At 71.0% G+C, this 26,161-nt stretch carries 25 protein-coding genes and 1 pseudogene; 14 read left to right on the forward strand and 12 right to left on the reverse strand.

Annotated features, from left to right (window positions below):
• Positions 1–71: 71 nt before the first annotated feature.
• Entirely contained in the window at positions 72–704 is a 633-nt protein-coding gene (locus AC07CM_RS29695) for an RNA polymerase sigma factor (protein WP_478879520.1), read from the reverse strand.
• Positions 705–1,075: 371 nt separating this feature from the next.
• Here AC07CM_RS29695 and AC07CM_RS29700 point away from each other — a divergent pair, with 371 nt between their 5' ends.
• The 5 genes from AC07CM_RS29700 (at position 1,076) to AC07CM_RS29720 (ending at position 7,566) form a co-directional block, all read left to right on the forward strand.
• Positions 1,076–1,612, forward strand: coding sequence for a DUF1877 family protein (locus AC07CM_RS29700; RefSeq protein WP_478879521.1), 537 nt, complete (start codon positions 1,076–1,078; stop codon positions 1,610–1,612).
• A gap of 91 nt (positions 1,613–1,703) precedes the next feature.
• A complete protein-coding gene (locus tag AC07CM_RS29705; RefSeq protein WP_478879522.1) occupies positions 1,704–2,453 on the forward strand; it encodes a hypothetical protein in 750 nt (249 codons plus the stop codon).
• A 16-nt stretch (positions 2,454–2,469) separates the two neighbouring features.
• Positions 2,470–4,776 (forward strand): bifunctional polysaccharide deacetylase/glycosyltransferase family 2 protein, encoded by a 2,307-nt coding sequence (locus AC07CM_RS29710; protein WP_478879523.1) that lies wholly within the window; start codon positions 2,470–2,472, stop codon positions 4,774–4,776.
• A gap of 20 nt (positions 4,777–4,796) precedes the next feature.
• Positions 4,797–7,043: a transglycosylase domain-containing protein gene (locus AC07CM_RS29715; RefSeq protein ID WP_478879524.1), complete on the forward strand. Its 2,247-nt coding sequence runs from the start codon at positions 4,797–4,799 to the stop codon at positions 7,041–7,043.
• 97 nt (positions 7,044–7,140) lie between these two features.
• Complete coding sequence (locus AC07CM_RS29720; RefSeq protein ID WP_478879525.1) at positions 7,141–7,566, forward strand: hypothetical protein; 426 nt, start codon at positions 7,141–7,143, stop codon at positions 7,564–7,566.
• Between the two features lie 49 nt (positions 7,567–7,615).
• On the opposite strand, the pseudogene AC07CM_RS29725 reads toward AC07CM_RS29720, so the two are convergent.
• A pseudogene (locus tag AC07CM_RS29725) lies at positions 7,616–8,096 on the reverse strand (NAD(P)H-dependent oxidoreductase); the annotation flags it as partial.
• A gap of 162 nt (positions 8,097–8,258) precedes the next feature.
• Between AC07CM_RS29725 and sigJ the strand changes: the two are divergent.
• The 3 genes from sigJ to AC07CM_RS29740 all read left to right on the forward strand — a co-directional run bounded on the left by sigJ (position 8,259) and on the right by AC07CM_RS29740 (position 13,006).
• A complete protein-coding gene (gene sigJ / locus AC07CM_RS29730; protein ID WP_478879526.1) occupies positions 8,259–9,248 on the forward strand; it encodes an RNA polymerase sigma factor SigJ in 990 nt (329 codons plus the stop codon).
• Positions 9,249–9,308: 60 nt separating this feature from the next.
• Positions 9,309–9,725, forward strand: a complete 417-nt coding sequence (locus AC07CM_RS29735; protein WP_478879527.1) for an ester cyclase — start codon at positions 9,309–9,311, stop codon at positions 9,723–9,725.
• 125 nt (positions 9,726–9,850) lie between these two features.
• On the forward strand, positions 9,851–13,006 hold the full coding sequence (locus AC07CM_RS29740) for an AfsR/SARP family transcriptional regulator (protein WP_478879528.1): 3,156 nt from the start codon (positions 9,851–9,853) through the stop codon (positions 13,004–13,006).
• Positions 13,007–13,041: 35 nt separating this feature from the next.
• On the opposite strand, the gene AC07CM_RS29745 is transcribed toward AC07CM_RS29740, so the two are convergent.
• Both AC07CM_RS29745 and AC07CM_RS29750 read right to left on the reverse strand, forming a co-directional pair.
• A complete protein-coding gene (locus tag AC07CM_RS29745) occupies positions 13,042–13,872 on the reverse strand; it encodes an ABC transporter permease (protein ID WP_478879529.1) in 831 nt (276 codons plus the stop codon).
• Positions 13,869–14,867: an ATP-binding cassette domain-containing protein gene (locus AC07CM_RS29750; RefSeq protein ID WP_478879530.1), complete on the reverse strand. Its 999-nt coding sequence runs from the start codon at positions 14,865–14,867 to the stop codon at positions 13,869–13,871. The genes AC07CM_RS29745 and AC07CM_RS29750 overlap by 4 nt, the downstream gene beginning before the upstream one ends.
• A gap of 188 nt (positions 14,868–15,055) precedes the next feature.
• Between AC07CM_RS29750 and AC07CM_RS29755 the strand changes: the two genes are divergently transcribed.
• Both AC07CM_RS29755 and AC07CM_RS29760 read left to right on the forward strand, forming a co-directional pair.
• Positions 15,056–15,796 carry a hypothetical protein gene (locus AC07CM_RS29755; protein ID WP_478879531.1) on the forward strand — a complete coding sequence of 247 codons (741 nt, stop codon included), beginning with the start codon at positions 15,056–15,058 and terminating at the stop codon, positions 15,794–15,796.
• Positions 15,797–15,986: 190 nt separating this feature from the next.
• Positions 15,987–16,598 carry a chaplin gene (locus tag AC07CM_RS29760; RefSeq protein ID WP_478879532.1) on the forward strand — a complete coding sequence of 204 codons (612 nt, stop codon included), beginning with the start codon at positions 15,987–15,989 and terminating at the stop codon, positions 16,596–16,598.
• Between the two features lie 468 nt (positions 16,599–17,066).
• Here AC07CM_RS29760 and AC07CM_RS29765 read toward each other — a convergent pair whose 3' ends face one another.
• Together AC07CM_RS29765 and AC07CM_RS29770 are read right to left on the reverse strand one after the other, a co-directional pair.
• Positions 17,067–17,342: a hypothetical protein gene (locus AC07CM_RS29765; RefSeq protein WP_478879533.1), complete on the reverse strand. Its 276-nt coding sequence runs from the start codon at positions 17,340–17,342 to the stop codon at positions 17,067–17,069.
• Between the two features lie 75 nt (positions 17,343–17,417).
• Positions 17,418–18,074, reverse strand: a complete 657-nt coding sequence (locus AC07CM_RS29770; RefSeq protein WP_478879534.1) for a hypothetical protein — start codon at positions 18,072–18,074, stop codon at positions 17,418–17,420.
• A gap of 463 nt (positions 18,075–18,537) precedes the next feature.
• Between AC07CM_RS29770 and AC07CM_RS29775 the strand changes: the two genes are divergently transcribed.
• The 3 genes from AC07CM_RS29775 to AC07CM_RS29785 all read left to right on the forward strand — a co-directional run bounded on the left by AC07CM_RS29775 (position 18,538) and on the right by AC07CM_RS29785 (position 20,147).
• A complete protein-coding gene (locus AC07CM_RS29775) occupies positions 18,538–19,083 on the forward strand; it encodes a hypothetical protein (RefSeq protein WP_478879535.1) in 546 nt (181 codons plus the stop codon).
• 246 nt (positions 19,084–19,329) lie between these two features.
• The gene (locus AC07CM_RS29780; RefSeq protein WP_478879536.1) at positions 19,330–19,623 is read left to right on the forward strand and encodes a hypothetical protein; all 294 of its coding nucleotides are present in this window, start codon (positions 19,330–19,332) and stop codon (positions 19,621–19,623) included.
• Between the two features lie 215 nt (positions 19,624–19,838).
• Complete coding sequence (locus AC07CM_RS29785; protein ID WP_478879537.1) at positions 19,839–20,147, forward strand: hypothetical protein; 309 nt, start codon at positions 19,839–19,841, stop codon at positions 20,145–20,147.
• Between the two features lie 130 nt (positions 20,148–20,277).
• On the opposite strand, the gene AC07CM_RS29790 is transcribed toward AC07CM_RS29785, so the two are convergent.
• The 6 genes from AC07CM_RS29790 to AC07CM_RS29815 form a co-directional block, all read right to left on the reverse strand.
• Positions 20,278–20,622: a hypothetical protein gene (locus AC07CM_RS29790; RefSeq protein ID WP_478879538.1), complete on the reverse strand. Its 345-nt coding sequence runs from the start codon at positions 20,620–20,622 to the stop codon at positions 20,278–20,280.
• Positions 20,623–20,898: 276 nt separating this feature from the next.
• Entirely contained in the window at positions 20,899–21,213 is a 315-nt protein-coding gene (locus AC07CM_RS29795) for a hypothetical protein (RefSeq protein ID WP_478879539.1), read from the reverse strand.
• Between the two features lie 169 nt (positions 21,214–21,382).
• Positions 21,383–21,724 (reverse strand): hypothetical protein, encoded by a 342-nt coding sequence (locus AC07CM_RS29800; RefSeq protein ID WP_478879540.1) that lies wholly within the window; start codon positions 21,722–21,724, stop codon positions 21,383–21,385.
• A 158-nt stretch (positions 21,725–21,882) separates the two neighbouring features.
• Positions 21,883–22,143 carry a hypothetical protein gene (locus tag AC07CM_RS29805; RefSeq protein WP_478879541.1) on the reverse strand — a complete coding sequence of 87 codons (261 nt, stop codon included), beginning with the start codon at positions 22,141–22,143 and terminating at the stop codon, positions 21,883–21,885.
• A gap of 260 nt (positions 22,144–22,403) precedes the next feature.
• Positions 22,404–23,816 (reverse strand): condensation domain-containing protein, encoded by a 1,413-nt coding sequence (locus AC07CM_RS29810; protein ID WP_478879542.1) that lies wholly within the window; start codon positions 23,814–23,816, stop codon positions 22,404–22,406.
• A 305-nt stretch (positions 23,817–24,121) separates the two neighbouring features.
• Positions 24,122–24,412: a hypothetical protein gene (locus AC07CM_RS29815; RefSeq protein ID WP_478879543.1), complete on the reverse strand. Its 291-nt coding sequence runs from the start codon at positions 24,410–24,412 to the stop codon at positions 24,122–24,124.
• Between the two features lie 150 nt (positions 24,413–24,562).
• On the opposite strand from AC07CM_RS29815, the gene AC07CM_RS29820 reads away from it, so the two are divergent.
• On the forward strand, positions 24,563–26,020 hold the full coding sequence (locus AC07CM_RS29820; protein ID WP_478879544.1) for an FG-GAP-like repeat-containing protein: 1,458 nt from the start codon (positions 24,563–24,565) through the stop codon (positions 26,018–26,020).
• The last annotated feature ends 141 nt before the right edge of the window (positions 26,021–26,161 follow it).

Here is a 26,161-nt window from a genome sequence, read left to right on the forward strand (position 1 = left end):
CCGGCCTGTTCGATCCATGCGCCGCAGCGGGCCGCGCCGCCGGCCCACCGGCTCACTGCCACCACCGCCGTTCACTTCGACCTCCCCAGCGTTCGGGAAGGCTCATCCGTCACACCCGCGTCCGTCCCGTCGTCGATGCCCAGCCGCAGGGCGAGGCTCTTCAGGCCCCGATGAGCGGCGGTGCGCACCGCGCCCGGGCGTTTGCGGAGGACGCGTGCGGCGGCCGGACCGTCCAGACCGACGACGACCCGGAGCAGCACGGCCTCGGCCTGGTCCGGGGGCAGCCCGCGGACCAGTTCCAGGGCCCGCTCGGTGGAGAGGGACTCCAGGGCCTGTTCGCAGGTGCTGTGCGGACCGGGCAGTTCCAGGACGTCCTGTTCGAGCGTCGCTGACCGGGGGCGAGTCCGCCGGCGGCGCAGATGGTCCAGCGCCCGGTGCCGGGCGATGGTCGCCGTCCAGCCGCGGAAACCGGCACCGTCCCCCTTGAACCGCCCGAGGTCACGGGCGATCTCCAGCCAGGCGTCCGAGGCCACGTCCTCCGCGTCCTCGCCGACGATTCCGCGCAGATAGCCGAGCAGGCCCGGCTGCACGATCCGGTAGGCGACGGCGAAAGCGGCCTCGTCGCCCTCCTGGGCCCGCGCGACCGCCGCGCCCAGCTCCCCGTCGCACGCCTGAACGCGCCGGGGTCGTCGTGCCTGGCCCAAAACTGTCCTCGTTCGCACCGGGTCGATAGCGGGTCCGTGCCGCCCGACGCACACCGGTCGCGTCGACGGCCCCCCACGTATCCCAGCGCCCGTCCTCACAGAAATGTCACAACGCCCCAGGCGTCCTGCACGTCTCGGCGGGGGCGTTCGCCGGAGCGTGACGTCTGCACGGGCCCCGGTACCGCGTGATGTTTCGCGTCGGCCGAACGCTGGGGGAGTACCGGGCCGCCGGACAGGCCGACGAGGTCCTGCCCCGCCGCCCGCTCCCGAGCCCCCTCTCCGCTCCGGCCGTGACTCCCCCCGTGGCCGGCGCGGAGAGGGACCGGGGTGGCCGGGGTAATGCTTCGGCGCCGCTCCGCGCTCCTTCTGCGATGAGCACGTACTTGCATCTGCGAGCGGTGCCGCCCCCGGCACTGCGCAACAGCGTGACCTGGTTGGAACGGCTGTTCCATGACGACGGGCGGGCCCTGCGCCTCCGGGCCGGCCGGCACCGTGCGGAGGTCCCGGACCGGTGGTGCCTGGACCAGGCGTTCCTGTACACGGGCGCTCCCCCGCATCGCACGGAGGCCGGGCCCCGGTCCCAGGTGGTTCTCGGCGGCCGGCCGGTGTTCCACCCCGACCGGCACAAGCCGCCCTTCCTGGTCCTGACGGCGGCCCAGGTGCATCAGGTGTCCGCGTTCCTGACGACGGCCGACTTCGCGGCGCTGTGGCTCTTCGCCCGCGCCGAACTGCTGCCGCGCCACGGCGGCGCGACGGCGGAGGCCCGGACACGGGGGGTCTTCGCGGCGGCGCACCGGGAACTGTCGGCGTTCTACGCGCACACGGCCGAGCACGGGGAGGCGGTGGTGAAGTGGCTGCCGGAGCAGGACCGCGGTGCACCGCCCCTCGGCGAGCCGTCGGCGCGGTGACACACCCCCTGCCCGACTCGTCCCTTTCCGGTGGACCCGTCCCGTGCCATGCCGCCGAGGTGTAACACTTCCGGCCGAGTTCGCTCTTTCCATGCGGACGACCTTGTCGGTCGGCCAGGACAGGGGACGACTCGTGCAGTGGACGGACGAAAACGGCTGGGCGTACGGCGACGATCCGTACGGCCACGCCGGATACGCGCATGCCCACGAGTACGGGCATGCCGGCACCACCCCCGCCGCCACCCCCAACGCCACGCCCCCGTGGGGCATCGTCCATGGCGACGTCCTCACCGTCCCGCTCCCGGAACCCGGCATCGCCCCGCTCCCGGAACCCGGCCCGTTCGATCACCCCGGAGCAGTGCCGGACCCGCCCGGGGACGAGTCCGGGCGGCCCGTTTTCGTGGACTCCTCGGGGCGACGCCAGCGCCGCGTGCTGCGCGCCGCCCGGTTGCTCGTGATACCCGCCGGCGGGTACGTCGCCCTGCTGCTCAGCGCCGTACTGGGCGGCCCCACCCTCAGCGCCCCGTTCGTGCCGCAGCCGGACACCACGCATCCGGCTCCGCACCGGGCGACCGCGCCCGACTCCGGACCCGGTGCCGGCACCGGCCGCTCCGCGGAGAGCACGAGCCCGGCCGAGGCCCGGAAGACCCCTCACCCCGCGGCGGAGCGGAAGACCTCCGGCCCCTCGGACCGGCCCACGGCCTCCGCCGGCTCCACGGCCGCACCCGTGCCCACCGCGACGCCCACCGGCATCACCTCACCGGCCTCGACCCACGCCGCCACCGCCCATCCCACCTCCAGGGGCCGAGCGGTCGGCTCGTCCCACAAGCCCGTGAAGTGATCCAAGGCCTCCCGACGTGACCAACCGCCACCACCCCGCCCCTCCCCGCCGCCGCGGCCGTGTCCGGCAGATCACCCCGCGAACCCACTGGCTGCTGCTGAGCGTGCTCACGGTGACCCTGTCGGCGGCCCTGCTGCTGCAGGGCTACACCCACCACATGTTCGGCATCACCCAGGACGACGTGCCCGGCACCCGAGGCCGCGCCGACAAGGTGCCCGGCCAGGTGATCCACGGCGGCCCCGTGATCGCGAACGCCGCCACCTCCGCGCACACGGCCCGGGTGAGGGCCCGCACCATCGCGCTGACCTTCGACGACGGACCCGACCCCGTCTGGACGCCACGGATCCTGGACGTGCTGCGCCGCAACCACGTGCACGCGACCTTCTTCGTCGTGGGCACGCAGGTCGCCGCCCACCCGGAGCTGGTCCGCCGGATCGTCGCCGAAGGCCACCAGATCGGCATCCACACCTTCACCCATCCCGACCTGGCCCGCCTCGCCCCGTGGCAGCGCTCCCTGGAACTGCGCGAGACGCAACTCGCGGTGGCCGGCGCCGCGGGCGTCACCACCGCCCTGCTGAGACCGCCGTACTCCTCGGGGAACGACGCGCTGGACAACGCCGACTGGTCGGTGCTCGAGCAGGCCGACGCGGCGGGCTACGTCACGGTGCTGTCCACGCGGGACGCGGAGGACTGGCAGCGCCCCGGCACCGACCGCGTCCTCGCGAACGCGACACCCCACGGCCGCGCAGGGCAGATCGTGCTCCTGCACGACGCCGGCGGTGACCGCGCCCAGACCGTCGCCGCGCTGAGTGCCCTGGTGCCTCGGCTCAAGGCACGGGGCTTCAGGTTCGCGACGGTCTCCGACGCCGTGGGCATGGGCGCACCCGTCCAGCCCGCCGGGCTCGGCGACCATCTGCAGGGCCTGGCCCTCATCAACGTGCTGCGGGGCGGCGACACGGCCGTGTGGTTGCTGGGACTGCTCATGTACGCGGCCGGGGGGATCGGCGTGCTGCGCGCGCTGGTCGTGCTGATCGCCGCCCGGCGGCACCGGCGCCTGCGGACGGCACGCGGGGACCGGTCCTGGGGACCGCCGGTGACCGAGCCGGTCAGCGTCATCGTTCCCGCCTACAACGAGAGTGCCGGGATCGAGGCGGCCGTCCGCTCGCTGCTCGCGTCGGACCATCCGGTGGAGATCATCGTGGTGGACGACGGTTCCACCGACGGCACCGCCGACCTGGTGGAGTCGCTCCACCTGCCCGGGGTGCGGGTGATCAGGCAGCGGAACGCCGGCAAGCCCGCCGCCCTCAACACCGGACTCGCGGTCGCCGCCTTCGACCTGGTGGTCATGGTCGACGGCGACACGGTCTTCGAACCCGGCACCGTCCGCACGATCGTGCAGCCCTTCGCCGACCCCCGCGTGGGCGCCGTCTCGGGCAACGCCAAGGTCGTGAACCGCGGCGGCCTGCTCGGCCGCTGGCAGCACATCGAGTACGTGGTCGGCTTCAACCTCGACCGCCGCCTGTTCGACCTGGCCGAGTGCATGCCGACCGTCCCCGGAGCGGTCGGCGCGTTCCGTCGCCGCGCACTGCTGGATCTCGGCGGCGTCAGCGACGTGACCCTCGCCGAGGACACCGATCTGACCATGGCGCTGTGCCGCGACGGCTGGCGTGTGGTGTACGAGGAGGGCGCGGTCGCCTGGACCGAGGCGCCCGCGTCACTCGGCGCCCTGTGGCGGCAGCGGTACCGCTGGTGCTACGGCACCCTGCAGGCGATGTGGAAGCACCGCGGCGCGCTGGTGCAGCGCGGCGCCGCCGGGAAACTGGGCCGCAGAGGACTGATCTACCTCCTGCTCTTCCAGGTGCTGCTGCCCCTGCTGGCCCCCGTCGTCGACGTCTTCGCCCTGTACGGGCTGGTCTTCCTCGACCCGGTCCGGATCATCGGGCTGTGGTGCGCCTTCCTGGCGCTGCAGCTCGCGATGGGGCTGTACGCGTTCCGCCTGGACGGAGAACGGCCGGGCCCGCTGTGGAGCCTGCCGCTGCAGCAGTTCGTCTACCGCCAGCTGATGTACCTGGTGGTGATCCAGTCCGTCTTCACCGCCGTGACCGGCTCACGGCTGCGGTGGCAACGCATGGAGCGGTACGGCAGCCTGCGCGCCCCGGTGGAGGCACCCCGCGCCGATGCCACCCCGCACCGGGCCGGCCTTCCGCGGCCGGCGCCCTACGAGGGTTTCGCCCGGCCGGCGCCGTACGACGGCCTTCCGCAGCGCGCACCCGACGACGGCTCCCGGCAGCCCGCGCAGCAAGAAACGACACAGTGGTACTGAGAGGACAGTGATCCGAGACCATGGGCGGACACCGTCGCCGACCACCGCAGCGCTCGACCGCAGGCAGCCGTGCCCGGGGAAGGGCTCCGCAGAAGAAACGCTGGATCGACTACCCGCGCCGGGGCAGGACGGGTCCGCTGCGCTGGCTGCCTTCGGTGCGTCAACTGCTGGCGTTCCTCCTGCTGGGCCTCGGCGCCACGGCGGCTGCCGTCGGCTATGCCTACGCCACGGTCACGATCCCCGACCCCAATCCTTCGACGCAGTTGCAGAACAACGTCTACTACTGGTCCGACGGCACGGTCCTGGCGACCGACGGCAGCGTCAACCGGCAGAACGTCACCCTCGCCCGGGTGCCCGTGGGCGTGCAGTGGGACTTCATCGCCGCGGAGAACGCGTCCTTCTACACCGACCCGGGCATCGACCCGCAGGGCATCGCCCGCGCCGTCGTCCACATGGCCGGGGGCGGCTCCGTCCAGTCGGGATCGACGATCACCCAGCAGTTCGTCAAGAACACCTACCTCGACCAGTCGCAGACGTTCTCGCGCAAGTTCAAGGAACTGCTGATCTCCTCCAAGATCGGCGCGGTCATGACCAAGCGGCAGATCCTCCAGGGATACCTCAACACCTGTTACTTCGGCCGCCAGGCCAACGGCGTCCAGGCCGCGGCCCGCGTGTACTACGGCCTCCCGGTGCAGCGGCTCGATGTGAGCCAGGGCGCCTTCCTCGCGGCAGCGGTCAACGAGCCGAGCCTCTTCCAGTACGCGGACTCCGACCCCACCGCCAGGGCGAAGGCGCGGGCACGCTGGTCCTGGGTGCTCGACCGCATGGTGCAGACCGGCAGGCTGACACCGCGACAGCGCGCCCGGTACGCGGCCGCCGGCTTCCCGACGCCCAGGAAGTGGGCTCCCGGCGCGGCACTGCCGGGCCAGACCGGATACCTGGTCCAACTGGCCAGGTCGTACGTCCAGGCGCACGACCCGGCCGTCACCGACAGCAGCCTGAGCCGGGGCGGTTACGAGGTCCGCACCACCTTCGACAGGAAGAAGACGGCCGAACTCGCCCGGGCCGTCGCGAGGGTGCGCGAGGAACGCCTCGACCCCGCACACCGGTCGGTCGACCGGGACGTCCAGGTCGGAGCCGCCTCGGTGGACCCGCTCACCGGCAGGATCCTGGCCGTCTACGGCGGCCCGGGCTACGACCACGAGCACTACTCGGACAACGCCGACACCTCCGGCGTTCCGGTGGGATCGACCTTCAAACCGATCGTCCTTGCCGCCGCCCTCCAGCACGGAGCAGTGCTGCGGCCCGGAACTCCCGCGCAGCCGATCACCCCGGCCGGCAGGTTCAACGGCGACGACGGCATCCGGATCAAGACCCAGCAGGGGGACTACGTCGCCGACCCCAAGGACCCCACCGGCCTCCTCCACCAGCACAACGACACCCCCACCCGCTGGGGCTACATCACGCTGCGCAAGGCGATGGAGCAGTCGGTCAACACGCCGTACGTGCAGCTGGGAGAGGACGTCGGCTACGAGAACGTGGCGAACACGGCCCAGTCCCTCGGCCTGCGCCCGACCAGCCTCGCCGCCCCCAGCGCCGGCTTCTACATCGGCACCTCCACACCCAGCGCCATCCGCATGGCCGGCGCCTACGGCACCTTCGCCGCTTCCGGTATGCGGGCGACCCCCTACTCGGTGACCAAGGTGACCCACGACGGCTCGGCACTGCCCGGCTTCCGCGCCCCCGCCCCGGTGCGGGCGGTGCCGGCCGCGGTGGCCGACAACGTGACCGACGTACTCCGGGGCGTCGTAGCCCGGGGCACCGGTACCAAGGCCCAGGCCCTCGCCAGGACGGCGGCGGGCAAGACCGGAACCACCGACGACTACCGCTCGGCCTGGTTCGTCGGCTACACGCCTCAGCTCGCCACCTCCGTGGTCCTGTTCCGGGAAGACCCGAAACACCCGCAGCTGGAGTCCCTGGCCGGCGTCGGCGGCCTGCGGAAGGTGTTCGGCGGCGACATCCCCACCGAGATCTGGACGCAGTACATGCGCGGCGCCCTGGCCGGCCTCCCCGACGCCCCCTTCCCGGCACCCGCTCCCCTCGGCCACGGCACCGACGAGCCCGGAGCACCGTCTTCCTCCCCCTCCCCCTCTCCCACCCACTCCGCACCGCCCGCCAAGCGGGGCGGCGGCACCGGCAGGAAGACGGCCCCCACTCCCGGCACCCCGACCACCGGACACGCGTGCCATCCGCACAAGTGCCGCTGATCCGACTTCCGATGGTCTCCCGCTGTGAGGGCCGCACCGAGGCGCGCGACGATGGAGGAGGGAACCCATACCGACTCAGAGGAGAGGAGGAGACGGGATGACTACGGCAGCTCAGACCGTGCTCGAGCCCACCGAGCGGGTACGGGCCCAGAAGAGATACTCCGAAGCCGCTCTGACCACGCTGGAGCCCACGGAGCGGGTGCGGGCCCAGCGGGGGCAGTACAGGTCCCGCAGCGCGCGAATGCCCACGGGGAGTGCGCGGGCCCGGCAGGAACAGTCCGGCAAGGGCCACCCTGACGGCGGCGTCCACCTGCGCACCCGCACGTTCCACCCCTCGGTCCCGATCCCGTACCCCACCGTGGAGAACCTGCCCGCCGGCCTGAACAAGGTGCCGGGCCGGGACATGGTCTTCTACGGCGGCCTGGGAGCCCTCGCCGTGGCGGGAGCCCTGGAGTGGCCGATCGCCCTGGCCATCGGCGGAGCCACCTGGCTGGTACGCAGCAGGCGAAGGGGAGAACGCTGAGCACTCGGGGGCCCGACCCGCGACGCGGATCGGGCCCCTGACCCGGTGTTCAGGAAACGGCCCGGTCGGCGCGGCCGGCCTTGAGACGGGCCGTGATGTCGACTACGCGGCGGGCCTGGTACCGGGCCCGCCTGGAGGGCCACCTCGCCCACCGGTCCGTCGCCGGCCACGTGGGAGGTGCCGTAGGGATTGCCGGACCGGAACTGAACGGGATCGGTGTACCCGGGCGGCACGATGATCCCGCCCCAGTGGCAGAAGGTGTTCGCCAGCGCCAGGAGCGTGGACTCCTGCCCGCCGTGGGCGGTGTTGGAGGCGGTGAAGGCCGAGTACACCTTGTCCGCGAGCCTGCCCTGGAACCAGAGCGGCCCGGTGGTGTCGAGGAACGCCCTGAGCTGGCTCGCGGGGTTGCCGAAGCGGGTGGGCGTGCCGAACAGCACCGCGTCGGCCCACTCCAGGTCGCCGTGTCCGGCCTCGGCGACATCGGCGGTGTCCGCCAGGTGACCGGCCCACTCCGGCCTGGCGCCGACCGCCTCCGACGTGCACGGATTCCACGATGTTCCCCTTCCTGAGCGGTTCTGATCGGTACGACGTGACAGCCCTGCGGGATGTGAGGCGCCGTGCCGCCCTCACACATCGGTGGGACGTCTCGTCGTAGGGAGTGAGGCGAAACGTCCGAGGGGGCCGGTGACACCATGACCAACCCGTCCGATCCGCACCTGAGCGCGATCACGAGCGAGCGGTGCCGGCTGACCAACCTGGCGTACCGGCTGCTGGGCTCCCTGGCCGATGCCGAGGACGTCGTACAGGAGACCTACGCCCGCTGGTACGCCATGCCGCCCGAGGAGCAGGACGCGATCGTCTCTCCCGGAACCTGGCTGACCACGGTCGCCGGCCGCGTCTGCCTCGATCTGCTCGGCTCGGCACGGGCCCGGCGCGAGCGCTACGTGGGCCAGTGGATCCCGGAGCCGCTGCCCGACCGCACGGAGTGGATCAGCGGCCGCACGGGCGGCACGATCGCCGATCCGGCCGACCGGGTCACCCTCGACGAGTCGGTCCACATGGCCTTCCTCGTCGTGCTCGAGTCGATGACCCCGGCCGAACGCGTCGCGTTCGTGCTGCACGACGTCTTCCGCCACCCCTTCACCGACATCGCCCGGATCGTCGGCCGCACCCCGGCGGCCTGCCGCCAACTCGCCACCTCGGCCCGGCGCCGCGTTCGCGCGTCACAGCCTTCCGTGGCAGAAGCACCGCCGGTGCGGCAGGCCCGCATCGTAAGAGCCTTCAAACAGGCCTGGGAGGCCCAGGACATCGACGCCCTCGTCGGCCTGCCGGCCCCCGGCGCCACGGCGACCGGAGACGGCGGCGGACTCGTCACGGCCGCGCTCCACCCGGTCCGGGGCGCCGAGCAGGTCGCCCTCTTCTTCGCAAGCCGACCCGTCACGGCACCCTCCCCGACGCTCGTGGAACGCACCGTCAACGGCCGGCCGGGCCTGGTGGCCCAACGGGACGGCGTCACCGTCTCCGTGATGGCGTTCGACGTCACGCACGACCGGATCAGCCACATCTGGGCCGTACTGAACCCCGAGAAGCTCGGCTCCTGGACGAGGCGCCGAGACGGCCGCGACGGCGGGCACAGACATGCCGGGTGCGTGGGGCGGATGTACGGTCGGAAGAGGTCGTAGGTGCGTGGGTTCCGCAGCCGGCGGACGGGCCGGTGGTCGACACGCCACCGAGGGGTGCCCATGTCTCAGCAAGCAATCATCGCCGCACAGACCGCTTTCGGAGAGGCCGTCGTCGCCGGGAACCTCGACGCCCTCGAAGAGATCGTCGCGGCCGGCTCGATCGACCACGACCCCGCGCCCGGACAGGCGCCGGGGCCCGAGGGGTACAAGGCCATGTTCGGCGAGATGCGAACGGCCTTTCCGGACCTGCGGCTCGCGGTGGAGCATCTGGTGGCCGCCGACGACGAGTTGGCCTTCGCCTACACCATCACCGGCACGCACCTGGGGCCTCTGATGGGCCACCCGGCGACCGGCAGGCAGGTGAGCTACCGGGGCATGCAGATCAGCCGCTTCGACGGTGACGGCAAGCTCGTCGAGCGCTGGGGCAGCAGCGACGAACTCGGCATGCTGCGCCAACTCGGCCTCGCCGAGGGGTGAGGGCGCGGAGTCCCCGCCCACCGGGGTCACCGCTCCCGAGGGCGCCGTCTTCCCTCCGGCCTTTACCGGGCACGGCCTGTGCTGGATGCTGTGTCGGGTCGTCGGCTGATCATGGGGGAAGCGCCGTGCGCATAGTTCTGCTGGGCCCCGTCCAGGTGCGGGGACACGCGGACGGTACGGACGGTGCGCCGCAGGCCGCCGTATCGGGGACCCGGCTGCGGATGCTGTGTGCCCGGCTCGCCCTGGAGGCCGGACGCCCGGTGTCCGTCGACACGCTGGTCGAGGGCCTGTGGGGCGAGGACCCGCCGGCCGACGCGGGCAACGCGCTGCAGTCCCTGGTGTCCCGGCTGCGCAGGGCGCTGGGCGGCGCAGCCCGCGTGGAGTCCGCCGCCGGGGGTTACCGGCTCATCGCCGACGGGGCGATGGAGGTGGATGCCGCCCGGTTCGAGGAGCTTGCCGCCGACGGCCGCAAGCGGTGCGCGGAGGGCCGCTACGACGAGGCGACGGTCGTGCTGCGCGAGGCGTTGGGGCTGTGGCAGGGCGAGGCCCTCGCCGACGTACGGGAGGCGCCCTTCGCCGCCGCCGTCGTCGCCCGCCTCGACGATCTGCGGACCGCGGCGGCCCAGGACCTCTTCGAGGCCGAGCTGCGGCTCGGCCGGCACGCGGAGGTCCTCGCCGACCTGGGCACGGCGGCAGCAGCCAACCCGCTGAGCGAGCGCCTGGCCGAGCTGCGGATGCGTGCCCTGTGGGCGGCCGGCCGCCAGTCGGACGCGCTCGCGGCGTACGAGGAGATCCGCGAGCGGCTCGCCGACGAGCTGGGCGTCGATCCGTCCGCCGGTCTCAGGGAGGTCCATCTCGCCCTGTTGCGCGGCGAGTTGGCGCGCCCGGTGGCGGCACGGCCGCAGACTGTGGCGAACCGGCTGCCGGCCCGCCTGACCAGCTTCGTCGGCCGCGAGCGCGAACTTACCCGGCTGGCCGCGCTGATGGCCGCGTCCCGCCTGGTCACCATCGTCGGCCCGGGCGGCGCGGGCAAGACCCGGCTGTCCCTGGAAGCCGTCGGCCGGGACCGGGCCCAGGAGCGCGGCCGCGTCTGGTTCGTGCCGCTCGCCGGGGTCGGGGCCCCCGGCCAGTTGGCCGACGCCGTGCTCGGCGCGGTCGGCTCCACGGACGGTGGCCTCTACGAGGCCGGGCGCACCCAGGGCACCGCACCGGTCGACCGGATGGCGGAGCTCCTCGACATCGGCGACGCCGTCCTCGTCCTCGACAACTGCGAGCACATCGTCGATGCCGCCGCCGAACTCGCCGGACAACTGCTCCAGCGGCTCCCACAGTTGCGAATCCTCGCCAGCAGCAGAGAACCTCTCGCCATCGACGGCGAGGCGCTGTGCCATCTCGGCCCGCTCGACGTGCCCACCGGCGATCCGGAGCCCGCCGAGGCGGCACGGTCGGCGGCGGTGCGGCTGTTCGTCGACCGGGCCGAGAGCGTCCGGCCGGGCTTCACGCTCGATCACGCCACGGTCGGCGCCGTGGTCGAGATCTGCCGGCGGCTCGACGGGCTGCCGCTCGCCCTGGAGCTGGCCGCCGCCAAGCTGCGCTCGATGGGCGTCGCCCAGATCGCCCGCCGCCTCGACGACCGGTTCCGGCTGCTGACCTCGGGCAGCCGCACCGCCCTGCCGCGGCAGCGCACCCTGCTCGCGGTCGTCGAGTGGAGCTGGGACCTGCTCGACGAGCCCGAACGGATCCTCGCCCGCCGCCTGTCCGCGTTCCCCGGTGGAGCGACGCTCGCCGCCCTCGAAGCGGTCTGCACGGACGCTGCACTCCCCGCCGACGACGTCCTCTACGTCCTCGACGCGCTCATCGAGAAGTCACTGGTCGACTCCTCCGACACGGGTGACGGCGAGCCGCGCTACCGGATGCTGGAGACCGTACGCGCCTACGCCGCTACCCGCCTCGACGCCTCCGGTGACGACCTCACCGGCCCGTTCGCGCGGTACTTCCTCGCCCTGGCCCAGGAACACGAGCCCGGGCTGCGCACCGGCCGGCAACTCGAAGCGATCGCGGTGTTCGACGCCGAGCACCCCAACCTGATGCACGCGCTGAGAACAGCCATGGATGTTGCGGACGCCGGGAACGCGGACCTGGCCGCCCGGTTCGTCGGAGCGCTGTCCTGGTACTGGGGGGTGCGCGGCATGAGTTCCCAGCTGGAGTCGGCACTGGCCGAGTTGCGCACCCTGGACGACGCGCCGCACCGGGCTCGCCGGCCGATCGCGGACGTGGACTCGGCGGGCGCCCGCGAGTTCCACACGGCCGGACTCTTCCTTCGCATCTCCCAACTGGCCGTATCGGACGACGAGTCGGAGTCACCCGAGGACCGCCTCGCGCGCTCGCTCCGGTCGCCCGACCCCTGGGTGCGGGCCAGCGCCCACCTCGCGTACGACTTCGCCCTCACCGAGCAGGGTGATCTGCGCACCGGCGAGGCATCCCGGCTTGCGGCGCTGCGCGGCTTCGAGGAGGTGGGCGACCGCTGGGGCCTGGTGATGAGCCTGCTGCCCGTCGGCCGCGACCACTCGCTGCGCGGCGAGTACGCCCAGGCCATCGCCACCTACGAACGGGTGGTCGCGCTCAGCTCGGAGCTCGGTACCGACGACTACCTGGACCTCGGACGGGTCCGCCTGGCCCGCGAGCGGCGGCGCAGCGGCGACCTGGCCGGCGCGCGGCGCGACCTGGAGTGGGCCCAGAGCCAGGCCAGGGAGCGGGGCCACCGCCGGCTGGAGGCCAACATCGTGGCGGGCATGGCCAATCTGCACCGCAGGGAAGGCGATCTGGCGGGCGCCGACCGGGTCCTCGACGAACTGGAGTCGTTCGTCCACAGCCGGTCCATCCCCGAGCAACTGGCCCGGGACCTGATCGTCAGCACGCGGATGGAGAACCGGCTGGCAGCGGGCGACGCCGCCGGGGCGCGGGCCCTGCTGCCCGAGGCGGCCGGCGGGCTGCTGGCCCAGGGCGCGGGAGCGGGCCTCGCCTGGGTCGCGGAGCTGCTCGGCGGACTGCTCGCGCTGGAGGGCGACCCGGCCGGTGCGGCGCGTTCGCTCGGGATGAGCCAGGTGATGCGGGGCGCGTTCGACGCGGGGGAGCCCGAGCTGCGCGAACTCGTCGAGCGGCTGACGGGGCGGCTCGGCGAGCACGAGTACCGCGCGGCGTTCGACGAGGGCGCCGCGCCGGCACGGACGGACGCGCTGCACCGGCTGGCCGGACAAGTCGGCCGGCCGGTGCGCTCGTAGCATCCAAGTGCCGGAATTCGTAGGGCAGTTGTGGATCACCCGGCATTCTTGCGGTAGGCGCGCATCGCCAGCGGGAAGAAGACGGCGACCATGCCGGCCATCCAGCCGAGGCTGCCGAGCAGCGGGTGCGCGATCGCGCCGCCGTTGAGCAGGCCGCGCACGGTGTCCGCCATCAGGCTGACCGGGTTGACGTCCGACCAGGCCTTCAGCCAGCCCGGCATGGTCCGGTCCGGCACGAACACGTTGCTGGCGAAGGTCAGCGGCAGCACCACGACCGTCATCAGACCATGCACGGACCCGGGAGTCTTGGCCAGCATGCCGATGTACACCGACAGCCAGGAGAAGCTCAGCGCGAAACCGATGAGCAGGACCAGCGCGGCGAGCGTGGACAGCGGGTCGGTCCCGATCCGGTAGCCCATGATCAGGGCGAGGATCAGCAGGGTGCCGAGGCAGACCGCGTAGCGCACGAAGTCGGCGAGGACGGCGCCGACGAGCGGTCCGGAGCGGGCGATCGGCATGGACCGGAACCGGTCGAACATTCCGGTGCTCGCATCGGCGTTGAGCGAGACGCCGATGCCGATGCTCGCCTGGAAGACCGTCATCACCATGACCCCTGGCGTGACCATCTGCAGGTACGCGTGGTCATGGCCGCCGGAAATGGCGCCGCCGAAGAGGTAGACGAACATCAGCAGGGAAATGACCGGTGTCAGCACCACGTCGGTGAGCTGCAACGGGGACTTCATGAACTTGGTGGCGCCCCGCCCGGCGAGGGCGAAGCTGTGCCGCAGGGTCCGGGCCGCACCGACGCGCGAGGGGGCGGCGGCGTGATGGGCGTCGTGGCCGGGGGTGAAGGTCTGGGCGCTCATGCCGCGGTCCTCTCGGCGTAGGTGTCGTCGTTCTGCTTGTCGTCGTTCTGCTTGTCGTCGGTGGTCGGGCGTCCGGTCAGGGCCAGGAACACCTCGTCGAGGCTGGGCAGGCGCAGCCCCATCTCGTCGGCGCCGATGCCGTCCGCGGCCAGGCGACGGGCCAGCGCGGACACCAGCAGCGGGTCGTCGGCGGGCACGGTCAGCAGCCCGTTCGTGCCGTCCTGGGCGGGCTCGGTGCCGGTGAGCTCGGTCAGCATCGCGGCCACCCGGGGCACGTCGTGCGACAGCGACGGACGGACCTGGAGGATCTGACCGCCGACCCGGCGCTTCAGGTCACCGGGACGGCCCTCGGCGACGACCCGGCCGCGGTCGAACACCGTGATGCTGTCGGCGAGCTGGTCCGCCTCCTCCAGGTACTGCGTGGTGAGCAGCACCGTGGAGCCGTCGTCGACCAGCCGCCGCACCACGTCCCACACCTCGCCGCGGGCGTGCGGGTCGAGGCCGGTGGTCGGTTCGTCCAGGTAGAGCACCTGCGGCCGGCCGACCAGGCTCGCCGCCAGGTCGAGGCGGCGGCGCATCCCGCCGGAGAAGGTGCTGATCGGCCGGTTCGCCGCCTCGGTGAGCGAGAACTGCTCCAGGAGCTCCGCGGCCCGCGCCTTCGCCGCCCGCTTCGGCAGATCCAGCAGCCGGCCCAGCAGGACCAGGTTCTCCGTGCCGGACAGGTCCTCGTCGACCGACGCGTACTGCCCGGTGAGACCGATGAGCCGGCGCACCCGCAGCGGGTCGCGCACCACGTCGTGGCCGCCGACCGTGGCCCGTCCGCCGTCCGGCCGCAGCAGCGTCGACAGGATCCGTACGGTGGTGGTCTTGCCCGCCCCGTTCGGCCCGAGCACGCCGATCACCTTGCCGGCCGGCACCTCCAGGTCGACGCCGTCCAGCGCGACCATGTCCCCGTAGCGTTTGACCAGACCCTCGGCCCGGATGGCGTACGACATCTGTGCCCTCCCCATCTCTTCGTTCGTCACGCTCTCGATGAGGAAGACGGTGCCGCGTCCCGCTGGCAGGACGCCGTCAGGCCGCTGGCACCACCTGACGAGGCTGTCAGCGGCCTGACAGCTCGGGTGACCCCTACGCTGGTATCGGGAGCGTCGAAGCACACGGACGACGCACCGGGGTGATCGAGATGCTCGATTTGTCCGCCAGGTTGTCGGACCTCCCGGCGGTACGCGGCCGAGCCCCCTGGCCCGGACACGAGTACGTCAGGGGCTGGGGCGTGTTCGGGTTGCCCTTCGACTCCGGTCACGTGCTCGCGCTGCGCGTCTTCCCGGAGAACGACTTCGGTCCGTACCGCACGCTGTGGCATCGCGGTCCGGACGGCGACTGGTCGATCGACGTCGACGGGACACGGCTGGACACCGCGTGCCCCAGGTACTACGGCAGCGCGTGCGACCGCACGGGACACGCGCGCATACAGGTCACCTGGACGGGACCGGCCTCCCTGCGGGTGACGATGGACAGCCCCTCACTGGACTGGACCCTGACCGCCACCTCGACCCGCCTTCTGGACCTTCTGAACAGTGTCAGCGCGGCGCTGCCGCTCTCCACCTGGCGCAGCCCTCTCTGGCTTCGGGCACGGCAGCGACTGGCCCGGGCGCTCGGAATGGGCGACATGCGCTTCTCCGGGGTCATGCCGAGCGGCCACACCGGAATGCTCATGCCGCAGCGGATCTACTTCGTCGAAAGCTCGCGAGCCGTGCTCGAAGGCGCCGACCTCGGCCGCCCCGCCCATCTGCCGGACTGCGTGCGTATCGGTGCCGCGACCCTGCCGGCCCGCGGCGTCCTCGCCATCGGCCAGGCGGTCTGGGAAATCCTGGACCCCGCCGAGTACGAGCGCACCCGCTCCGAGACCGCCCCGGAGTCCTAGGGCCTCGCTTTCAGGCCCTGGTCACAGGGATTCGCTCGGCCACGCGGCAACTGGAAGCCGGAATGCCATAACTCTGCTGCTTTACGAGCGTTTTAAGAGATGCGGGTGAGCACCCGCCAGGATGTCAGGAAGGCAGTGACCTATGAAACGGGCTACCCGAAACCGTGTGATCGCCGTCGCCTCTGGCGCGATGGTCGTAGCGATCCCCGCGACCGCCGCCTTCGCGGCCGACGGGGCCGACGCCGACAGTACGGCAACCGGCTCGCCCGGGGTTCTCTCCGGCAACAGCATCCAGGTTCCGGTGTCCGTGCCGGTGAACGTCTGCGGCAACACGGTGGACGTCGTGGGGCTGCTCAATCCGGCCGCGGGCAACGTGTGCGCGAACGGCGGCTCGGCGAAGGCCGGCGGTGGGAAGAGCCGCAGCGGATCGGACACGTCAGGCGGGGCCTCGGCCCACGGACGAGTCGCGGACTCGCCCGGGCTGCTCTCGGGCAACGGTGTCGAGCTCCCCGTCGACCTGCCGGCGAACGTTTCCGGGAACAGCGTCAACGTGGTCGGCGTGGGCAACCCGGCGATCGGCAATCAGTCGGTCAACCACCCTCACACCACTACCCCGAAGCACCGGGCTGCCCCGAAGTCCCCGGCTCGGCCTCAGCCCCGTCCGCACACCCCTCGTGCGGCGACGTCCACGCTGGCCCACACGGGAACGGACCTCACGGCCCCTGCCGCCGCCGTCGCCGGCGCGTTCCTGCTCACGGGCGCGACCCTGTACCGCCGCTTCCGTCCGGGCCGCACCCACTGAACCGAACGCCGAACGGCCCCACCAGGCTCGTCCCGTGGGGCCGTTCACGTTCGCCGTGGTGCCGGGAGAAGCTCAGCCGACCGGCGCATGACTTTTCGGACGCAGTGTCGTTGAAAGAGCGCGTTCCCTTCGGTCCGGGTCCCAGGAGGTCATGGCATGTCCTCCTGGGACCCGTGACGGCTTCTGTTGAGTGGCCCCGGCCAAATGCGTGGCGTAGCAGCCGCGCAGGTACAAAGCACTCTGCTGAAAGGTTTCGGCGCAGAGCCTGTGCCAAATACCGGCGATGTCCACCCGCTGTGTGCGGCTCTTCCTGAGTGAGACAGGAAGGCAATGCGGTCTCGGACGCGGAAGGGCGTGTCAGGCCGCCCGATTCGAAGACCACGCGCGTCGAGGCGGTCTCCGCGCGTGAATACGGTGAGACCGCCTCGACGAAATGGCCGGTTCGGGGTCGATCGACTTCGGGGTCGATCAGAGTGCCTGGTTGTTGCAGCCCATGTCGGAACCGAGGTGGTTCGGCTGTGCGCCCGGGCTGCCTTCGCCGTTCAGCAGGTTGCCCGCCAGACCGTTGATGGCACCGACGCTGCCGAGCACGTTGATGTTCATGTCGTGGGAGCGGCACTCGGTACCCTGCGTGATGTCCAGGTCATGGCCCCGCTCACCGTGTGCGAAGGCGGTGCTGGCGCCCAAGGAGCCGACACCGCCCAGGAGGGCGCTCACGATGACAACCTTGTGGAACTTGCGCATGGATTCTCCGTTGTTGCAATGGGTGGGATCCGCAACACGTCGTGTCGGAGCTGCGGATTTCTTCCGGGCAGGCCGTCAGCCGAGTCGGGGAAGCCCCAGTTGTCCGACGGGGGGCGCCGCAAGCTGACCGAGGCCGACCGGAGACAGCGCCGGTACGGCCGTGGGCGCGAGCGTCGGGTTGATGAGCGGGTTCACCTGAGGGTTCACCTGCGGGTTCACCTGCGGGGTGACCTGCGCCGGGGGCTCTGGGGCGAACGCCTGGGGTACTGCCAGCTGCGGGGCGACCTGCGGCATCACCTGCGGCATGACCTGCGGCGCGCCCTGTGCCGGCTGGGCGGGGGCGGCCTGCATCAGCTGCGGAGGGGCGGCCTGTTGCGGGCTCGGCGAGGTGAAGGACTGGGCCATTCCCTGCGACGACGCCGTGGCGGAGGCGTATCCGCCCTGCTGGTACGCGGGCGCCGGAGCGGGCGCCGGTGCGGCCTGCTGGTACGCAGGTGCCGGAGCGGGCGCCGGTGCGGCCTGCTGGTACGCGGGCGCCGGGGCTGGAGCTGGTGCGGCCTGCTGGTACGCAGGTGCCGGAGCGGGCGCCGGTGCGGCCTGCTGATCCGGAACTGATGCCGGTGGGGCAGTGCTTGGTGGGACGGCAGAGTCGGCGTAGCTGCTGCCGGCGCCGATGCCGGTCAGACCGCCGGCCGCTGCGACGATGAGCGCGGCCTTGTGAAGCTTGCGCATGAAACCCTCGGCCCTTCAATACCTGAACTGGGAACCCGTTGCATCAAGTGCGGTCACGCTTTCCGTCAATGCGATATACGCACCGCACCGTCGGCAACGGTCATCTCGAGGAGCACACGGCCTTCGCTTCGGAGCCGAGAGCGGAATCGTCCACCTCGTAACGGCCCCACAGTCGCTGCCCTCTCCGTAGAGGAACGAGGATTCCGGCGACGTGGTCACGGCACTCACGACCCTTCACCCATTTGCCGCCTTCGACACGGGTGTTGGGGCCCCGCGCCCTTGCGTCAAATGGGTGACCAGACCACCGGCACCCGTATCAAGTCCGTTCTCGTCTCGTTCCCCACGGGGCGAGAACGATGGGCCATCGCAGCCGCACAGGGCAGCAGGAACGGCAATGGCTGCGCTGCTTCATCGGCATCTCAACAGGTTCCGTGCACAGGTCAATTGAAGGACCGAGGTTTTCATGCGCAAGCTCCACAAGGTCGCGCTCATCGTCGCAGCAGCCGGCGGCCTGTCCGGCGTCGGTGCCGGCCCCAGCGCCGCCGTCCCCTACGCCAACAACGGCGCCGTGCCGCCCCCCGTTGCACAGCAGGACGCTCAGGCTGTCTCGGCAACCTCCGCTCAGGCGGCCACGCAGACCTATGGCTCGCCGGCTCCCCAGCAGGCGGCACCGCAGCAGGCGGTACCGCAGCAGGCGGCACCGCAGCGGGCCACCCAGGTTGCCCCGCAGATCAACCCGCAGCTGAACCCGCAGATCAGCCCGCAGATCTCTTCTCAGACGCCGCAGACACCGCAGACGGGTCAGGCGGCGCAGGGGGCGCAGGGGGCACAGAGCGCTTCGCCGAACCAGGCCAACCTGTTCCGTCCGTACCAGGAGTGCAGCCCGCAGAGCCTGCTCGACGCGAATGTCCCGGTCGCCCTGCTTGCCGCCTCCCAGACCCGCGGCGTCGACTGCACCCAGGCCAGCAGCCAGTCGAACTCGTTCGCCAGCGCGCAGCAGCGCTCGTGACAGTGGCGCTCGTGCGGTGGTGCTCGTGCAGTAGCGCTACCGGACGGCCCAGCGTCGGCGCTCGGCGCGGACCTTGGGGGTTCGCGCCCGGTGGGCCGCTCGCCGCGGCACAGCTTTCGGATGCTTCGTCTATGTGATCACAAGTCGGCGCGTCGATGTCCGTTTTGGGGTATTTCCTACTAACCTCTCGTAACTGTAAAAAGCCGATCTGCTACAGATCGCACCCACTCACCTCACGGAGATGACATGCGCAAGCTTCGCAACGCTGCCGTCCTGATCGCTGCAATCGGCAGCATCGGACTCGTGGGCGGCACCGCCCACGCGGACGGCGGCTACGGCGGCAAGGGCGGCGACCACGGCGACAAGTTCAACATCAAGCAGAGCAGCAGCTGCAGGTCGCACGACATGAACCTGGACCTGCTCGGCGAAGTCGGCCTGCTCGACGGTGTCCTGGGCAGCGCCCTCAACGGCGAAGGCAACCCGGGCGCCCAGGCCACCGACCAGGGCTCGACCCAGGGCTGCAACAACAGCGCCCTCTGACGTCTCTCCGGCGCACAGGCGCCGGACAGCGAATGGTCCCGGCACCCGGGCCTCAGGCAGGGCGCCGGGACCATTCATGTACGCCGGCGGTACTCCGCGGCGGCGAGGCTCGTGGCCGGACGTCTCAGGTCCCCGGTACCAGGAGCCGCTACAGACTTCACCACTGCACAAAGTCGATCTCTCACAGATCGCATCCACCTCACTTCGGAGATGACATGCGTAAGCTCCGCACGGCTGCCGTCCTGGTGGCCGCATTCGGAAGCCTCGGACTCCTGGGCACCGGCGCTGCCCACGCCGACACGGGCTGGGGCCACAAGGGCGGCAAGGGCGACAAGGGCGACACCTTCAACATCATGCAGACCGCCAAGTGCAGGTCGCACGACACCAACCTCGACATCCTCGGCGAGCTCGGCCTCGCCAACGGTCTCGGGGGCAACCTGCTGGGCGGCGAGGGCAATTCGGGAGCCCAGCAGACCGACCAAGGTTCCGACCAGGGCTGCAACAACACGTTCGGCGGCAAGTAGGACACAGCCTTCCCCGGTGCAGCTGCTCCGCCCGCTGCACCGGGGAATTCCATTTCCCCAGAAGGCCTGCCTGCCAGAAACGAAATGCTGGTCCGGGAACGATCCCGGACCAGCATTTTGCCGTTGGCGCTCAGAGGCCGATGTGCGGCTTCTTGAACCCCGCAGGCAGTTTGGCGGTGTTGGAGCAATCCATGGTCGTGCCGTCCTTGGCGGATTCGTCTTCCAGCAGTGAGTCGTTCTGAAGGTCCACGCGCGGCCGGTCGGCCATCGAGCAGTTCTGCTCCTGCTTCAGGACATGCGTGCCGTCCTTGTCGATGAACGTCTCGTTCTTTTGAACGCAGACGAAGTCGCCCTGCTTGGTGGTGTGGCAGTGGTCCGGCTTTCCCCCGGCGTACGCGTGTCCGGCGCCGAGGCAGATCGCGGCCAGACCTCCGACCAGTGCCGCGACGGCGGCAGTCTTCTGCGAAGAGAACATGTGCTGCATTCCTTTGGTGAAGGGGCTCGGGCGTGTGTCTGTGCCGTTGACCGGTGTCGCCCGGGCCGAGAGGTGCGGAAAGAAGGTGATCCTGGCGTTCGACGGTGGGACGGCCGTAGCCCGGACGCGCATGGTGCGTCCGGGCTACTTTCACCACGGGTTGTCGCTCAACAGATCGTGCACGGAGGAGCTGATGCGGAATCCGGAGGCCGGGTTCCTGCGCTCCTGAAGGAAACTCCCGTGGTGGCGCCGAGGGGATGAGACCGCGGTATGTCTTTACTGGTCGTCGTCGCCCTGCTGCTGGCCGTAGCCCTGGTCGTTGTCGCCCTGGTGCTCGCCGGAACCCTGCTCCTCGCCCTGGTGCTCGTCGGGACCCTGCTCGGGACCCTTCGCGGGCTCGGAGTACTGGGGCCCCTCCTGCTCCTCCTGCGGCTGGACGTAATCACGCCCGACGGCCAGGGAGTTGGCCGACGAGTTGGAGGTGGCGATGACGGGCACGTCGCCCTCACCGGCGAAGCTGATGCCGGCGCCGAGGGCGGACAGCCCCACGACCGCCGCCGCTACGACCGCAGCGCGCTGAAACTTACGCATGATGCAACCCTTTCTTGCCCAGGCATGCCGCCTGGATCGACTACATAGGGTGATCATATACACACCGTATGTAGCGATTTGGGATCTACACCACACATGTCGCGTCGGCGCACGGCGAGCCGTGCCACGGAGTGAGGAGGGCCGTCGGGAGGGTTCGGCCGTACGAGGCTCAGTGGAGCAGGTCAAGCGGCTCCCGGTCGCCGTCGGCCTCTGTCGGCGATTCGGATGTCCCGGCCGAGCAGGTCACCTCGGGCCCGAACCGCGTCGTGCCGTTGCCCGTGGCGGCCGGCAGCGTCACGGGCTGCACCCGCATGCAGGTCTCCTGGTGGGGGATGAAGCCGTCCTCGGGGATCACGCCTTCGATGTGCTGGACACAGCTGACGTTGCCCAGGAGGTCCCGAGTGCAGGTTCCCGGGCCACCTGCGGCGTACGCGTGTGTGACGCCGGCGGACGCCACGGCGAGGCCTGCGACGAGCCCCGAGACGGCCGCGATCTTTCTCCTGCTGAACATGTGATGTGTCCTTTTCGCGGAGGCCCGGGCATCGTCCGTTGCGGACGGCCGCGCCGGGCGCGGTCTGTGACACTCGGGCGGCCGGCCGGGTAGCCGGCCCCTTGGAGGCCGACCCGCCCGGATCCGCGCCGAGTGGCGCCACGATGACGCCGTCGACCTCAGTGAGTGAAGGCGCTGTAGTGCTGGGCGCTGTTGTACTGACCGCAGGTGGTGTCCAGGGTCTGGGCGAGGCCGAGCACTCCGACCGGGATGTTGCCCTCGGCCACCGTCTGCGGGCTGCACTCCTGGTAGGGGCGGTAGAGGTCGGACACCTGCGGTCCGTTGTCGTAGGTGTCGGCGGCAGCGGTGCCGGCGCCGATGGCGGACAGGCCGCCGGCCGCCACTGCTGCTGCGATCACGACCTGCTGAAACTTACGCATGGGTCCTCGGTTCTCCATCGCTTGTACATGAAGGCTGATTGCCTACCGTGACCAGACGGACACTAGCAGTAGCGGACCGGGGGGTTCCACAGCGTTCGTACGTGTCCGCGGGGGAACATGGGCCCGGAAAGCCACTCGTGGGCGCCAACTGGTTTCACAGCACGCCGGTTTGCCCTGCGGGACGCGCTGCGACGCGAGCTGACGGTATGTCAGATCCGGTGCGGCTCGCGTCAACCTGGGTGTACTCAAGGAGAGTTGCATCAGGACGACGACGCCTGCGCGACATGGAGGCGGCTGCGGACGGGCGCGGAGAGGATCAAGTCCCTGAGCCCCTCGACGTAAAGGCGCACGTTCTTGTGGGCGACGTCGGTGTCCGGGTAGCGGCAGGCGATCCACAGTCCCTCGGGCAGCCGGTTGACCCAGGCGCACACCTGGTCGCCGTACGAGACACGGAGCAGTCCGTACGCCTTCTGTTCGGCCCAGCGGGCCGCGCCGGGGATGAGGCGAGCGTCCACATACGAGATGATCGAGTACATGTCGGGTGACGTGGGGCGGAAGTCCGCACCCAGCAGCCGCAGGACCCGGGCCAGTGGAATCCGTGCCAGTGAACGATTGGCCTGCAACTCGGCACGGACCGAGGCGAGCGCCCCGTCGAAGTCCCGTGTCGCCCGTACTTCGATCGGCGCGCCGCCGACATACCAGCCCACGGAGTCCGACCACGCGGACTTCAGCCGGGTGTGGAACGGCACGACCGTGCGGTAGACCGGTTGGCCGCCGAGCTCATGGACGATCAGACTGGTCGCGGCCAGGACGCCCACCAGGCTGCCGCCGTAGGGCCGGCAATACGCCTCGAACGCGGCGGCCGCGTCGGCGTCGACGAGCGGCTCACGCACCAGCTTCTGAGTGGGCAGATCGCCACCGGGCCGCAGGCCGAGATCGACGGGGAACTCCGGAAGCCTTCCGTCGCACCGGCCGATGAACTCCCGCCAGCGCGCGACGATCGTGTGTGTGTCGTCGACGGCGTCCGCGTTCGCCCGCTCCTGCTCGCAGAAGTCGACGTAGCTGCCGACGGGTGCACTGACGACCGGCCGTCCCGTGAAGCGTGCCGTGTAGAGGTCGTGGATCTCGTCGGGGATGCGCTGGAGGGAGTAGGCGTCGACGTTGGTGTGGTCGAAGGCCAGGTACACACTGGTGGAATCGTCGCGGACGACCGCCGCGTAAATGAGATTGGGCCAACCGAGCGCGTCCGCCGCGGCGTCGAAACGGTCCTGCAGATATCGGATGAGCACATCTTCGTCGGTGAAGTCGCCGACCACCTCGCGGTGGAGCGTCACGTCGTCCTCGACGAGGGTGAACCGCTGCATCTCGTCTCTGGCCCATCGGAACCCGCTGCGCAGCGTCTCGTGGCGCAACGTCCAGTCGCGCAGCGCCTGTTCCAGTGCGTCGAGGTCGGCCCGGCCCGGCAGGTCGAACGCTGTACCGAGCCAGGTCGGCACGAACAGTCCGTCCTCGCGCACCGACCGCGCCGTCCTGATGTGCGACTCTTGGATGTATGCCGGCGGCCGCGGATCCGGCGGCAGCACTGCTGCGGCCGCGACGGTCGCCGGGCTGAACGTCCACTCGACGAGCCGTCCGGGCCGGACCTCGCAGCGCTGAATGTCAGAAATTCGCACAGTGGCGTCTCCTTCGCAGAAGACACAGGCTTGATCAAGGAGAAGCCGTGCGCGAGTGGTGTCTGCTGTGTCGTCGGCATTTCAGTGAAACGTGTGACACCTCGAACGATGAAGCGATCACCGCCGTTCCGCGCGCCATCCGCCGCGTGACGTCAAGGAATTGGCGTCGTTGAAACAGTGCGTTCCCGCGATCGGGCCCCGGGAGTTCGTGGCACGTCCTTCCCGGAGCCCGTGACGCACGGAGTGGACGCCGGTTGCCACTCGCCTTCCCCGTCAGCGGGTAGAGGAGACCACCGCGGCTACGGTCAATCGGTCGGCAGCAGTTGGTAGAGGGACTCCGGAAACGTGATCGGCCCCGTCTGCAGCAGATTGCCCAGGGGGTTCGGCTCATCGTCCGTGCCTCGGGCCCCTGCACCGTTGGCGAGTGTCTGTGCCTGAGCGTGGGAGGGGGACAACATCATGCAGGCTGCCACGGCGACGACCGCAGCCGGGATCATCATCTTCTTCATGGCTTGATCAACGACACTCGGCGCAATCGGTTCGGCAGACGAGATCGCCGGTTTCCGCGGGAGAGCGCGCATGTGCTCGTCGTACATCGACAACTCCCGTACCGCAGCTGCGGTTCACGCGGTTGCCGTACCTCGCTGCTGTACTGCTGCCTCCCCTCTCCTCTCCTTTCCCGTACAACCCTTCAGGCTCACCAGAGGTCATCTCTGGGCCCGCGCCCATGTCCTGGAGAGGAACCCATGTCCCGGCCCCACCACAAACGCTCCCGGCGTCCCGTCGTCCTGGGCGCCACCGCCGTCGCGGCCGCCCTGGCCGGTGGCCTGCTCATCACCCTGCCCGGCGGCGCCAGTGCCGCCGCGTCGGGCCTCGCCGACGACTTCAACGGTGACGGGTACCGCGATCTGGCGATCGGCGCCCCGGGTGCGGTCGCGGGCGGGAAGGCGAAGGCGGGCGCCGTGGTCGTCAACTACGGCTCGTCGAGCGGTATCAGCGCCGCACGCCACAAGACGACGTCGCAGAGTTCCTCCGGCGTGCCGGGCACCTCGGAGACCTCCGACCGCTTCGGCACCGAACTCGCGCACGGCGACCTCAACAACGACGGCTACGGCGATCTCGTCGTGGGCACACCGCTGGAGGACGTCAGCGGCGATGTCGACGGTGGTTCGGTCACGATCCTGTGGGGCAGCTCGTCCGGCCTGTCGGGTGGCACGGCGATCAGCGACCCGAACGCGTCGGGCCACGACCGGTTCGGCCAGTCCCTCGCGGTCGGCGACTTCACCGGTGACGGGAGGGCCGATCTGGCGGTCGGCTCCACCGGCAAGGACGTGTGGATCTTCAAGGGCGGCTTCACCAAGTCCGGTGGCGCGGCCGGGAAGCTGCGCTTCGACGCGCAGATCGAGTCCGGCGCGTTCCCCAGGGGCGCCGTCCAGCTGGCCGCCGGGGACTTCGACAACGACGGGGTGGACGACCTGGTGGTGGGGTCCTCCGCGGGCAACTTCGTCTACCGGGGCGCCTCGACCGGGCCCACGCTGCAGACCGAGGCGGGCCCGGGGTACGCGGGCGCGCTCACCGTGGCCGACTTCGACCGCGACGGGCACGACGACCTGGTCGTGGGCTCCGACTTCGTCTCCGTCACGGACCGGACGGCGAAGGGCGGCTACGTCACCGTGTTCTACGGCGGTACGGCGGGCGTCGACACCACTCGCAGCGCCGTCTTCAGCCAGGACACCGCGGGTGTGCCGGGAGCGGACGAGTCCGACGACTCGTTCGGTGGCGCACTCGCCGCGGGCGACGTCAACGGCGACCGCTACCCGGATCTCGCCGTCGGCGCGAGCTTCGAGACCATCGGCTCCGCGACCGGCGCCGGCAACGTCTGGGTGCTGCGTGGCAGTGCCTCCGGCCTGACGGGGAGCGGCGCCCAGTCCTTCAACCAGGGCACCTCGGGCGTCCCGGGCGCCAACGAGTCGGCGGACATGTTCGGCGACGTCATCCACCTCGCCGACCACAACAAGGACGGCCGCGCCGATCTGTCGGTGGGCGCGGCCGGCGAGAACAGCGACGACGGCGCCGTGTGGGTCCTGCGCGGCTCCACCGGAGGAGTCACGGCCACCGGCGCGGTGAGCTTCGGCGCGTCCTCCGTGGACATCGGGAAGTCGGGGGACGACCCCATGTTCGGGCGCGCCATGTCGGGCTCCTGAGCACGTAGACAGACAGCCGGAAGGGGGGGGGGGGGGGGGGGTGGGGGGGCCCCCCCCCCCCCCCCCCCCCCTCTCCCTTCTCCCCGTCTCCCGGTTTTGACCCCCCCCCAAACACGAACCGCGGACCCCACCCCCGTTCCC

This window comes from Streptomyces sp. NPDC044061 (genome assembly GCF_056434305.1).

Coding starts and splice junctions, on each gene's coding strand:
- AC07CM_RS29775 (WP_478879535.1), top strand. CDS start 18,538: ATGCGCAAGCTCCACAAGGTCGCGCTCATCGTCGCAGCAGCCGGCGGC.
- AC07CM_RS29790 (WP_478879538.1), bottom strand. CDS start 20,622: ATGTTCTCTTCGCAGAAGACTGCCGCCGTCGCGGCACTGGTCGGAGGT.
- AC07CM_RS29795 (WP_478879539.1), bottom strand. CDS start 21,213: ATGCGTAAGTTTCAGCGCGCTGCGGTCGTAGCGGCGGCGGTCGTGGGG.
- AC07CM_RS29780 (WP_478879536.1), top strand. CDS start 19,330: ATGCGCAAGCTTCGCAACGCTGCCGTCCTGATCGCTGCAATCGGCAGC.
- AC07CM_RS29735 (WP_478879527.1), top strand. CDS start 9,309: ATGTCTCAGCAAGCAATCATCGCCGCACAGACCGCTTTCGGAGAGGCC.
- AC07CM_RS29820 (WP_478879544.1), top strand. CDS start 24,563: ATGTCCCGGCCCCACCACAAACGCTCCCGGCGTCCCGTCGTCCTGGGC.
- AC07CM_RS29700 (WP_478879521.1), top strand. CDS start 1,076: ATGAGCACGTACTTGCATCTGCGAGCGGTGCCGCCCCCGGCACTGCGC.
- sigJ (WP_478879526.1), top strand. CDS start 8,259: ATGACCAACCCGTCCGATCCGCACCTGAGCGCGATCACGAGCGAGCGG.
- AC07CM_RS29770 (WP_478879534.1), bottom strand. CDS start 18,074: ATGCGCAAGCTTCACAAGGCCGCGCTCATCGTCGCAGCGGCCGGCGGT.
- AC07CM_RS29815 (WP_478879543.1), bottom strand. CDS start 24,412: ATGTACGACGAGCACATGCGCGCTCTCCCGCGGAAACCGGCGATCTCG.
- AC07CM_RS29755 (WP_478879531.1), top strand. CDS start 15,056: ATGCTCGATTTGTCCGCCAGGTTGTCGGACCTCCCGGCGGTACGCGGC.
- AC07CM_RS29800 (WP_478879540.1), bottom strand. CDS start 21,724: ATGTTCAGCAGGAGAAAGATCGCGGCCGTCTCGGGGCTCGTCGCAGGC.
- AC07CM_RS29805 (WP_478879541.1), bottom strand. CDS start 22,143: ATGCGTAAGTTTCAGCAGGTCGTGATCGCAGCAGCAGTGGCGGCCGGC.
- AC07CM_RS29785 (WP_478879537.1), top strand. CDS start 19,839: ATGCGTAAGCTCCGCACGGCTGCCGTCCTGGTGGCCGCATTCGGAAGC.
- AC07CM_RS29760 (WP_478879532.1), top strand. CDS start 15,987: ATGGTCGTAGCGATCCCCGCGACCGCCGCCTTCGCGGCCGACGGGGCC.
- AC07CM_RS29715 (WP_478879524.1), top strand. CDS start 4,797: ATGGGCGGACACCGTCGCCGACCACCGCAGCGCTCGACCGCAGGCAGC.
- AC07CM_RS29765 (WP_478879533.1), bottom strand. CDS start 17,342: ATGCGCAAGTTCCACAAGGTTGTCATCGTGAGCGCCCTCCTGGGCGGT.
- AC07CM_RS29745 (WP_478879529.1), bottom strand. CDS start 13,872: ATGAGCGCCCAGACCTTCACCCCCGGCCACGACGCCCATCACGCCGCC.
- AC07CM_RS29750 (WP_478879530.1), bottom strand. CDS start 14,867: ATGTCGTACGCCATCCGGGCCGAGGGTCTGGTCAAACGCTACGGGGAC.
- AC07CM_RS29720 (WP_478879525.1), top strand. CDS start 7,141: ATGACTACGGCAGCTCAGACCGTGCTCGAGCCCACCGAGCGGGTACGG.
- AC07CM_RS29705 (WP_478879522.1), top strand. CDS start 1,704: ATGCGGACGACCTTGTCGGTCGGCCAGGACAGGGGACGACTCGTGCAG.